We start from the raw sequence: 10,871 nt of genomic DNA, 5'->3' as shown, positions 1-10,871 counted from the left end.
CATGCTGCGAGCATGTTCTCTTGGATCCCAAATTACTGACCAACGACGGGAATCCTTGATTTGCCTTTTGATCCGATTAATCCACTCCGGATCATTGCCCAGTTGGATCCCGCGTTGGATAAACTCTTCCACCGACCAAGTGATGCAATCTTCAAGGCCTACATTTTTCAGCAAGCTATAGCTCATTCGGCCGTAGTAATGGCGACCTACTAAGGTAAGAACTGGCACGCCCATGTAGAGGGCTTCCATAGTGTGGGTTGCGCCTGTGTAGGGAAAGGTATCTAAGACCAGATCCACCAAAGCCAGTTGGCCGCGATGCTCTTCTACAGTACTGGTTTTGGCTAGAAATCGGACGCGATCCAAAACATCTAATTCTTTGGCTCTTTCCTGATAGCGCCTGATAACCGTGGCAATTTCCCCCGAGCCTTTGACGATCAAGATCCCCTTGGGAACAGCTTTCAGGATTTGCAGATGGGCATCAATACATTCGGGGGTACGCTTGTAAGCACTGGCCGCAGTTAGGAAAACAATATCTTGCGGGCCTATTCTCAGCTTGTTTTTGAAATTCACCTCATCTGCAGGAGTAATGTCCAGATACTCAACAGCACAGTAGCTAGGCAAGCGGATAATTTTTTCATGGTAATCGGCCTGTGCATCTTCAGGAAGGATATAGGGATCGGCGAAAAAGTAATCAAATTCTGGCAAACCGACAGCATCTCCGCCAAGCCAACCAATTTGGATAGGAGCGGCCCGCAAAGCTGCTACGATGCTGGCATCGTGACTGGTAAGGGAGTCCATAAAAACCATGATATCGATGCGATCCTCACGCGCTTGAGCAGCTACTTGAGGCGGCTTGGTTTCTCCTGGAAAAAAGCGAAAATGGAGATTTTCGTGAGAGCGAAACTTTTGATACATATTGTCATGACTGGCTATATCTTCATTTTTCCACCCCTGGTAGTAGTAGTAGACAACGTCCAGAAGATCGCGAGATAGGTTCCTGAGAGTAGCCTCACTGAGAAAGCCAACCGAGTGCCGATGAAAGCAGCTACCCAAAAAGCCCACTCGCAACTTGCGCTCAGCTCTACCGGATCTGCAGTAATCTTGCTGATTCTTCTGCCAATATTCCGACCAAAGAAAGTCTCGCTGAGAAGCCATTAAGCTTAGGCAGTCGTTAAAGATTCTACCACCAATTTGTTGGTAATGACGAATCAGAGAGCGATCGTCAGTTAGATAACTCCAACAAAAGCAAACTCGAAATATAATGGATTTGGAAATTGTTAAGCTCTCAAGTAGGTTTTCGTCATCAATTTTTAAGGACTCTAAGTTAGTTTCCCTTGACAAAATCAAGTCTATAATTTTTTGAATAACAAGGTTTATCCGTTCTGGCTGGGCAGCATGGATCAACTTTTCCAGCGATTCTGATAGAAGGGATAGACGAAGAGTAAAGTTCTCTTGCACCTGTGAGCTCTCGGCCGCCGTGATGAGAGCTTCTCCTAAAATGGAATAGCCATCACTGGTAGAGTTCTGGAAGAAGGCGCGGGCTGCCCTCTGAAAAAAGTCACCGATTAAGTCCTCTATCGTCCACAAACCTTCATAGCGCTTCGCCTGCTCGGGATCCACCGCATTGGCTAGCTGGGCCAGCAAAGCAGCAAATCCAGATCTTTGTTCCTCCGGAAGAAAGACTTGTAAAGTTGTGGCCACCTCAAAAAACAAGCTCAGGTAGCCATCGTCCCATAGCCGCGCGAGCAATTCAGTAAGGAGTGGCTCCTGAGTAATATCGAGGCTCTTCTCGCCGCCTAGGCTCTCCAGTAGGGCTTGCCCATAAAAGCCAACTGCCAGCTCATCCTGAGCTTGCAGGGCCCGCATCAGCAAAACTTGGGCATTGTCCCGCCGGCTTGGATCCAGCTCAAAGGCCATCTCCCGCAGCTTTAGACAAGCCTGAAGACGCTGCTGTGGATCCTGCGTGGGGCTATTTTCTAGACGGCCTGCGAGGGATAGTAACAAATCCAAGACTTTCTCCTGGGACAGGATCCCTGTTCTCACCAGAGGCGTGTAGAGCTGGTAAGCAAGGCTCAGCTGGCCAGCAGCCAAGGCCTGCTCCAGCGCCGATAGGGTAATTGCCTCTGGCTCAGAGGGGAAGGCTGGCTCATTGGCCAATGAAGATGGGGAGAGATCAAAGAAACCCCACAGGAACTCCTGCCAATCCTTTGCGTCTTGCTCTCGGTAAAAAGCAACCAACCACTCCGCAAAGGTATCGGGAGACTGCTGAAGCAGTTGCTTGGCTTCTAGGATCCGGGCTTGCAGCGTAGGGTTCATAGGTTGAAGGAAGAGTGCTAGTCTTAATCTGCCATGCTGAGGCCGGCTCAGCTAAACCACTGACCTGTGTCAGGCTCATCTGGCAAAAATCCGCAATTGCGCCAGGGAGCAGGCTGTTATGAGTCGCCCTTGAGCGGGGTAAGTTAGCACTAGCAGGTGAGCTGCACAGTTAACTCTCTAGTTTGCTAAAGGATCTGGTACTCATGAGCGCAAAGTCTCGTCAGTCTCTGTTGCGGGCCAAACTGGCTCAGCAAATTCTCTCCAAAGCCAAGGGCTTCACCCTGATTGAGCTGTTGGTGGTGATTGTAATTGTGGGTGTGCTGTCTGCAGTGGCAATCCCGCAGTTCTTAAACCAAGTGCGCCGCTCCCGCACTGCTGAAGCTCAAGCAGCTCTCACGGCAGTGGGTCGTGGTTCTGAAGTCTATCGCCTAGATGTTGGCGTGTACCCGGAAAAATACGCCAGAATTGAGTTCGGATGTCCTACCACTAATGGGGCTGATTCCTGCGGCGCTAGGGGCGATAAGTTTATGAATGATCCCTGGAGCGCCCCCAATTACCAAACACCAGCGGCCAGCAATGTTACTAGTACTGCGCCTCAGGGGATGCGCTGGGACACCACTGCTGTCTCGGGTGCAAGCCGCTACGTTAACGCTTCTGGTCAATCTATTCAGTGCACCATTGGGCTGGGATCACAGGAGACAGTTGTGACTTCTCTGTCTACCTTTGTTGGTAAGAGCTGCAACGTCTTTGACTAGTTTCTATCTTTTCTATCTTTTCTATCTCTACTTTATGTACTCCGTGGCTCCCTGTGGGGAGCTTTTTTATTTCAGTTGCTCCAGTCTCCCTCAAGAGTAGGCAAGGGCTCTAGGCTAAACCAGTGAACTAGAGCGAGGACAGTAACTGTGATGGGTAGGAGATGCGAGTAAGAATACCCTTTTCGATGAGGTTCTGGTTGGTTTCAGGACTGCTGTAAAGTATGAACTCTTGATAAAGAGCTTCCATGGAAGTTCTATCTCCTGAGCAATAAGCGTCCCGTGAGGCCAAGTGAAAGGGAACCCGAATAGGATTAGACTTGGAGCGCCACCAGTAGTCGGGAAAGTTTCCCAGTTGGGCGTATTTTTTATAGTAGTTCTGGAATCCGCAGTTCAAGTAGTGCAAAATAGAGGGAGACGACGTTACTAGAGTATGATCCCCTGGAATATCAAAGCTATGTACGCTGTTAGGCAGAAGAGAGGGATGGATCCGAGCTGCTGACTTTCCATTTTGATAAGCTAAAAAGTATTGACTCTTACTAGAGATCTTCTGAAACTGGGTATAGAATCCGGGATCCAAAATAGCAGGGTTTCTCTTAAATAAAGTGACCTCGCGGAAGTAGTCTTCGATCTCAAACGCTTCGGGAGCTGCTTCGTGGTTTAGGAACGTAACCTGGAATATATCGTCGCTTACTTGATCAAACCAATCCAAAGCCATCATCTGGCCAGGATAAAAAAGCTCATCTCCATCAATATGAAGAATCCAGTCCATGCCCTGATCCAGGGCAAGTTGTATAGCAGTTTCTACGTTAAGGATCTGGCGAGCCATGACCTCATAGCCAGTATGAGGGCCATATTTTGGATAGAGAACATTCCCCAATGCTTGTTGGACTTGCAAAGCTTCATCGTTGGGAATAGCCGTTACATCGGAAAACTGAAGTGCCACCTGAATAGCGGGATCCTCTGGATCGTCAAAGAAGATATAAATATGGGCAATTCCAAGGGCAAGGTGATAGCGAATGAACGACTCCAAGCACACGCCTGGATCCCGAACAGTGGTAATTATGCAAACTCTGGCCATGGTGGAGCTGCAAGCCTTTAGGTGAATTGCTTGGCTCCTAGCCAAGTATTGATAGTGAAGCGGCTATCGGCAAAGGCTTGGCTAGGGCTAAATACCGGCAGGATCTCATGTAGGCAACTGCTGGAGAAGAAGACGATGCTGTTATTTGTAGGGGTTACCTCATCGTATGCCCCGTGCAGGATTGGTGGATGAGGTTTTTGCCTTTGGGTATCGTAGATGCGCAGCTCACCTCCTCGATAAGGCTTTGGCTCTTTGTGGAAGTAATATACGCAGCTCACCTGGCGGAAGGCAGTTTGTGGGTAGGAGTTATCGGTGTGGGCGGTAAAGAAGCAGCCATCATGGCTGGCAATCATCTCCATCTCAAAGATTTGAATGTCAAAGTTCTCAATGCCTAGCTCAGCAAAAATCTGGGGAGCAACAGCCGCAATTTTTTCTCGCAGCAGGGATCCATGCTCCTGAAAGTAAGCGAAGTCCAGCCTCAGGGAGCGGCGAAATTTTAGTGACTCTGCCTCGGTGTTGCTCTTGCTGTAGCTCTTGGAAGGGATAAACTTGTCTTGGTGGGTAATGGCATGTTGGAGAATGGCTTGGTTGAGCTCTTGAGGCAGGAAGTTATCCAGCTTGATGTATTTACAGGGGTAAAACCGGTTGGGTTCTGAGGGATCCGGCTGGGTAAAAGTCAGGAATACCGGGTTAGCTGCCAGCAGTGATCCAGGGCCAATTGCTTGGATGTGAGCGAGATCCTGCTCGGTTAACCCTTTGTGCTGGGGATCCCAAGTGAGGAGATGGATCCCTTGGCCTAGATTGGGCAAAACCTTCTGCAGATGAAAACTGGGATCTATCCCCATCAAATCTAGGTTGGCTTGGGCTATGGCTCCGTAGCGGCAATGGTTGACCAAGTATAGGGCTGAGTCGGCCAAGTAATCCCGCAGTAGCAAAGACTGAAGCAGACAGGTACGGTAGTCCGTGAGTTCAGTCCAGAAACAAACGCCAATCTGGGTCTCTGGGAACCAGTGCCATAGATCTGCTAGAAGGGCAGGAACAGAACCTTCCAAAAGTAGAACCCGTTCTTCTAATCCCAATTGAGAAATTTGAGTTTGGATATCTTCCGTGCTAATTGGCTTTTCGGATGAGTTCTGCAGAGGATCCCGCAGAATCACCGCCAGCTTTTCAGTATAGCGAAGCATTGCCTGCAGAATAGCTGCGGACTCTTCCCAGCCAATCTGGCAGAAGATCTGTTGGGCAGGGAGACGAGCTAAGGCCCAGTCCAATAGCTGGGTGAGACTCTGGGTTTGCTCCAGTTCTAAGGCAAGATCCTGTGCGAGGTCTTGGCGCTGCATGGAGAGGGATCCCTGACGTTTGCTCTAGCTTAATGTACCCGGATCCACCCCCAGTTCCCGCAGCTTCTGGGCTAGGCGCTCCGCTCGCCGTTCAGCCAGCTCAGCCCTTTGCCGCTCCAGTTCGGCCTCGGTGGGTACCAGTTCCCCAGCAGCAGTGGCCCAGCGAATCCAGGTGGCCTCGATGTCCCGAAACCTGCCCTCCCACTTCACTAGGTACAATCCCAAAACCTCGCTCGGCAAGCAACCCTCGGCATCCTCTTGAATTGGCTCATAGCGGTCGCCCCTCAGCCGAAACCCTGCCCAGTCTTCTGGATCAAACGGGTCAAACCAAAAGTACTCCGGCACCCGGATAATCTGCTCATAAAGTTGCTTTTTGCTTGTTTTATCCTCCTGGGCAGTGCTGGGAGAAAGAAGCTCAATCACCACGTCCGGCCCTTTGCCCTGCTCCCAAATCACCCAGCTTTTGCGCTCGCCTTTAGGCACGCCCAACACCACAAAATAATCCGGCCCTTTGAAATTGCGGCCGCTGGTCTGCTCCAAGCTGTAGTAGAGAAACATATTGCCACCGACAAAGCCATCAGGGCGCTGCTGCAACCAGGTTTGGGTAGTGGAGATGAGCAAGTCCATCTGGCACCTGTGCCGCCAGCTTTCCATAGGTTCGCTGTCGTCGTAGGGGAGCTCGTCTTGGGTGGGGGGCAACTCGGGTAGATAAACCGGATCCAGCACCTCAGTAATTGGGTTCGGGTTAGTCATTGCCAGTTCTCCTCTCTCCCTTACAAGGTATCGGGATCCACCCCCAGCTCCCGCAGCTTCTGGGCCAGGCGCTCTGCTCGCTGTCGCTCTTGCTCAGCACGTTGGCGCTCGATTCTCTCAGCTTCTTCAGGAGTAGGCACCAGCTCCCCATTGGGGAAAAAGTAGCGCAGTTGTTGGTTATGGATCCCCAGATACAGCTCCAGCATCTCGCTCCAGCGCCAGCCCTGCTCCGTTGGCTCAATCTCCTCGTACTTCTCCCCCCTCAGTCGCAAACCCATAAACTCCTGCGTCTCCGGAGAATAGTAAAAGTACTCCGGTGTCCTGAAAATCCTTTCGTAAAGCTCCCGCTTCTCACCCCGATCCACTTTGGCAGTCGATTCCGAAAGCAGCTCGATGATCAAGTCCGGGTATTTGCCACCTTCTTCCCACACCACCCAAGAAGGGCGGGGGCGGTTTTCTACCCCTTTGACCAAAAACAGATCTGGCCCGCGGAAGTCTTTATTTTTGAGTTGCTCTCGGCTGTAGTAGACGGTGAGGTTCCAGGCGAGGAAGTAGTCGTTGCGGTCTTGCCAGAGGCGGGCGAGGCAGCTGACCAGAATCAAAAGCTGCAGGGCATGCAGGGAGTGTTCCATTTCGGGTTCATCGCTGAGCAGCCCCTGGGCCGAGGGCATGAGCTCCGCCAGTTGCTGGCGGGTGAGGGGAGTAATCTTTTCCTCGGCTTTCTCTTGGAGTTTTTCTTGGGCCAGCATTTTTGCACTCGGGGCAAGTGAATTAGCTGTAGGCTAACCCATCGATAGAACCGCCGGCAGGTGCTCTGCTTCAGGCTGACAGGGTGATAACAGGAGCGTTCTACTAACTGAAAGGCATGATAAGAGATGTAAACTTCTCCTTTTGTCCGCATGTCTTTCTGGAAACTTTTGGTGGTGATAGCGGTGCTGCTTTTCGGCTTGGCGAGTGGGATCCCCACCTTACAAGCGGCCACCCTGGGTGGATCCCCCTACAATCGCGCCCAACAGGAAGTTGTGATTGCAGCTAGCCCAGACCAGGTGTTAAAAGCGGCTGAGCAAGCCTTTCAAGTTTGGAAGCGGGGGGAACTGGTCTCTGTGGATGCTGAGGCGATGGAAGTGAAGGGGATCTCCCGCACCAACTTTTTTAAGTTCGTGGACGATCTAACGGTTTCGCTGTCGCCAATAGAAGGGGATCCTGGCCATACTCGTCTACACATTACTTCCGAAGGCCGTGTTGGGGAATATGATTTCGGCGGCAACCGGCGCAACATCAACGAGTACCTGAACACTTTGCGGTCGTTGCTGGAGCAGAGCTAGGGCCGACAGGACAAGGCGGGAGACTTATGTGGATCCGCATCTTTTGCCGTCTCTCATGATTCCCTGCTCTGTTCTAGCTTGGCCACACGGGCTTCCAGCTTGCGCAAGGTACGTTGCAGCTCGGGCAAATGCCGTTGGACTGCCATGCTCTTGCGCCATTCGGAAATGGGTTGATGGGGGTAGCCTGCCACCGTTTGACCGGCGGGGATATCGCTGGTTACACCTGTTTGGGCGGCCACACGCACGCCATCGCCGATGTGAAGATGCCCGGCCAAGCCACATTGCCCGGCCAAAATGACATGGTGGCCCAATTGGGTACTGCCGGCAATGCCCACCTGAGCCACGATCAGGCAGTGGGATCCGGTGCGCACGCCGTGGCCAATTTGCACCAGATTGTCGATCTTGGTGCCGCGGCCAATACGGGTCTCGCCAACGGCGGCCCGGTCGATGGTGGTGTTGCTGCCCACATCTACGTTATCCTCTAGCACCACCCGTCCCGCTTGGAGCATGCGCCGCCAGGAGCCATCCGCCAGGGGAATGTGCCCAAAGCCGTCGTCGCCAATGACAGCGCCGCTGTGGATGAGGCAATCATCCCCAATCTCCGTGCGCTCGTGAATAACGCAGTTGGCGAAAAGCTGACACCGGGATCCAATCCGCACGTGGGGATAAATCGTGACATTGGGATGAATTTGGGTGTGGTCGCCGATCCTCACCCCTTCCATCACCACCGCGTGCGGCCCGATGGCCACCCCTTCCCCCAGTTGGACGCTGGCATCCACCACCGCTGTAGGATGGATCCCCACCGGTAGGCGGTAGGGCTGGTAAAACAGCTCAATGGCCTGGGCAAAGAGCAGACGGGGATCCCTGCCCCGCAAGCAGGCAATGGAACAGGGCAAAGCCAGCCCTTCCTCCACGATGACGGCGCTGGCCTGGGTTTGCTCCAAGAGAGGTAGGTAGCGGGCCTCGCTGAGAAAGCTCAGCTCCCCTGGGCGAGCCTCCGCCAGGCTGGCCACGCTGTGAATTTCCAGGGTGGGATCCCCCTCGTAGGCACATCCCAACTTTTGGGCAATCTCCTGTAGCTGCATTGGGGTTGACATCCTCTACGATTGCGGCAGCCGCACGTCCATCACGGTGCCGCGCAAGTTGTAGCCAAAGGTCTCTAGCTCTAGGGGAACACCGATTTTGACGCGATTGTTGCCCAGGACGATGCCATTCTCCGTCCGCTGGCCGCGCCCTCGCAAGGTAAACACCAGATCGAGGCGATAGGCTTCGGGATCGGGCAAGTTCTGCACCCGCCCATCGGGGAAAACCACTGGCACCGTGCGGCTGACATTTTCCACTCGCACCACCTCCACCTGGCCGTAGGGCTGGTTGCGGATGATCAGGTCAGCCTTCTGCCCCGCCTGAAAAGGTTCCATAGAGCGGCTGCTGACCCCGCGCACAATCATGTCCACTTCCACCGGCAGCGTGGGGCCACCTCCCACCTGGACGACACTGCCCGCCTGCCGACCCGGAAAGAACAAGACGGCGACAATGGCCACCACCACAATTGCCAGAGCTCCCAGATCCAAGAGGCTGACCTTTCCCAAAAGCCGCCCCTGCTCGTCAATGAGCCGCATATCACCTCTCCTCGCACACCCTGTCTTAATTCTAGGCAGGTTTGTTCTCCAAGTGGCTTTCTCGCCCTAAGGGATCCAGGCTAGGGCGCTGCTGCCCAGCGGTAGGCGGCGTTCCCGCCAGCGGTGCGAACCACTTTGTCCATCAGGAATGGGCAGCCCGTCCTGCAAATCCACCAACCACACTTGCGAGGCCATGATGGCTTGCCCGCTACGGCTAAGGGGAGCCGAGGGATCCGGGATCCCTGGGAACGGTTCCAAGAGCGTGTAGGCCAGCATGCGTCCATCCGGGGAAATGCTGAAGTCCAGATCGACGGGATAGGTGGCTCGAACCACCTCTATGGCGTTGCCTGCTTCAGTGCCGAGCGTTATCGCCAGCAGGCGGGGCGACTCGGTGTAGCTGGGGGAGTCCATCGCGACCTCGCCAACAGAATCATGCTCCGCACCGCTAACGTGAGAGACCTCACTGACCAAGGCGTAGAAGATGGGCGCCCGAGGGGAAAAAGCCCCTTTCAGGATGGATCCCTGGGTTCTCAAAATCTCCTCGCTGTTGCCGGTATTGCTGACGATGGAGAGGCTGCGGGTGTAGTCGGGATTGAAGCGCAGCAAAGCCCCGAAAGCCCCATCGGGGCGGATGGCTAAGGTTTGGCCGAACTGGGCTAGAAAGCTCTCCGCTGCCGCCCGTGGATGCAAGGGTACGATCCCCACCCCCTGTCCCTGCGAGATGAGCAGGCTGCTCTCATCGGGGCTAATGAAAAAATCTCCCCCCACCGCCGTATCCAGCTCTAGACGTTCAAAGGGATCCCGGCTCGTTTTCTGGATCCACAGCTCCGTCTGGACGGCAGCCATGGGATCCCGTTGCAGCGGGATCCGCTCTGCCACCACCAGTTCCCCCGTCGGCGAGACTTGGAAGCGCAGGTTTTGGTAACCCTGATGATCCAGCAGCAACTGCGAAGACTGATCCTCCAGATCCAGTCGGTACAGATCCTGGTGCTGTGGGTTGGTGGCCGTGGCGAAATAGTACACGAAGCGGCCATCGGCACTGGGCTGCATTTGGGTTACCTTGAGCCCAGCCGGAGTCAGCAGGGTAGTGGATCCCGTCTCCAGGTTGAACAGAAACATTCGCCCTCGCTGGGCAGGTTCGGTGCTGATCCCCAGCAACTGCCGATCCGGCGTGCGGAATTCCCCCTCAAAGGGCTGGGCCATGGGCTGGCCCCGTTCATCCACGGCTGCCTGCAGGCGCACCCGGTAGGTCTGGCCGTAAGGGGCTGGTTCTGTCAGCGTCCAAAAAAAGCGGCGACCCAGCTTGCGCATTCGGCCTGGCAGAGGGGGCTGGATCTCCAAATGCTCTTCAACACTGACGGGATCCATCGGGCGGTTGAAGGTGAGCACCATCTGCACTTCTTGCGCCCCCACCCGTTGCTGTTGCCAGTTAAAGTCCCGCACGTAAGGAGCTGTGTGGTTGCCCAACACCACCAGGATCACCCCGATGGCCAGGTTGCAGAGGGTGATCCCGGCCACCCAGCGATCCAGAGGCTGTGGGAACCACCGCGTCAGGGTTGCGCGCCAGTAAGATCCCGACCGGGCAGACATCTGACTCATAGGTTACAAACAACAGACAGGTATGGGCAGCCAGAACTTGGGGAGCATGACTCTAGTCAATAATAAGCTCAACTATACTGAAAATAATG

9 protein-coding genes and 1 pseudogene are annotated in these 10,871 nt (G+C 54.0%); 2 read left to right on the top strand and 8 right to left on the bottom strand.

The window, feature by feature from the left end; translation table 11 throughout:
* Positions 1-2,316 (bottom strand): annotated as a pseudogene (locus tag NW838_RS12340) (FkbM family methyltransferase); the annotation flags it as partial.
* 203 nt (positions 2,317-2,519) lie between these two features.
* Here NW838_RS12340 and NW838_RS12335 point away from each other — a divergent pair.
* Positions 2,520-3,071: a type IV pilin protein gene (locus NW838_RS12335; protein ID WP_414357811.1), complete on the top strand. Its 552-nt coding sequence runs from the start codon at positions 2,520-2,522 to the stop codon at positions 3,069-3,071.
* Positions 3,072-3,198: 127 nt separating this feature from the next.
* On the opposite strand, the gene NW838_RS12330 is transcribed toward NW838_RS12335, so the two are convergent.
* The 4 genes from NW838_RS12330 to NW838_RS12315 are packed head-to-tail and all read right to left on the bottom strand — an operon-like array spanning position 3,199 to position 6,946.
* Complete coding sequence (locus NW838_RS12330; RefSeq protein WP_414357810.1) at positions 3,199-4,149, bottom strand: glycosyltransferase family 2 protein; 951 nt, start codon at positions 4,147-4,149, stop codon at positions 3,199-3,201.
* 17 nt (positions 4,150-4,166) lie between these two features.
* A complete protein-coding gene (locus NW838_RS12325; protein ID WP_414357808.1) occupies positions 4,167-5,486 on the bottom strand; it encodes a 2OG-Fe(II) oxygenase in 1,320 nt (439 codons plus the stop codon).
* A 24-nt stretch (positions 5,487-5,510) separates the two neighbouring features.
* Positions 5,511-6,239: a Uma2 family endonuclease gene (locus NW838_RS12320; protein WP_414357807.1), complete on the bottom strand. Its 729-nt coding sequence runs from the start codon at positions 6,237-6,239 to the stop codon at positions 5,511-5,513.
* A 20-nt stretch (positions 6,240-6,259) separates the two neighbouring features.
* A complete protein-coding gene (locus NW838_RS12315; protein ID WP_414342578.1) occupies positions 6,260-6,946 on the bottom strand; it encodes a Uma2 family endonuclease in 687 nt (228 codons plus the stop codon).
* A 192-nt stretch (positions 6,947-7,138) separates the two neighbouring features.
* On the opposite strand from NW838_RS12315, the gene NW838_RS12310 reads away from it, so the two are divergent.
* Positions 7,139-7,564 carry a DUF1499 domain-containing protein gene (locus NW838_RS12310; RefSeq protein WP_414342567.1) on the top strand — a complete coding sequence of 142 codons (426 nt, stop codon included), beginning with the start codon at positions 7,139-7,141 and terminating at the stop codon, positions 7,562-7,564.
* Positions 7,565-7,617: 53 nt separating this feature from the next.
* On the opposite strand, the gene lpxD is transcribed toward NW838_RS12310, so the two are convergent.
* From lpxD to NW838_RS12295, 3 genes are all read right to left on the bottom strand, one after another.
* A complete protein-coding gene (gene lpxD / locus NW838_RS12305; RefSeq protein WP_414357815.1) occupies positions 7,618-8,649 on the bottom strand; it encodes a UDP-3-O-(3-hydroxymyristoyl)glucosamine N-acyltransferase in 1,032 nt (343 codons plus the stop codon).
* Positions 8,650-8,664: 15 nt separating this feature from the next.
* Positions 8,665-9,183 (bottom strand): DUF4330 domain-containing protein, encoded by a 519-nt coding sequence (locus NW838_RS12300; RefSeq protein WP_414342569.1) that lies wholly within the window; start codon positions 9,181-9,183, stop codon positions 8,665-8,667.
* A 66-nt stretch (positions 9,184-9,249) separates the two neighbouring features.
* Positions 9,250-10,773 (bottom strand): hypothetical protein, encoded by a 1,524-nt coding sequence (locus NW838_RS12295; protein ID WP_414428125.1) that lies wholly within the window; start codon positions 10,771-10,773, stop codon positions 9,250-9,252.
* Positions 10,774-10,871 lie beyond the last annotated feature (98 nt).

The sequence above is a fragment of the Synechococcus sp. R55.2 genome (assembly GCF_047462075.1).
In the GTDB taxonomy this organism is placed as follows: domain Bacteria; phylum Cyanobacteriota; class Cyanobacteriia; order Thermostichales; family Thermostichaceae; genus Thermostichus.
Note: the sequence above shows the minus strand (reverse complement) of the source record. Positions and strands in the feature narration are given on the sequence as shown.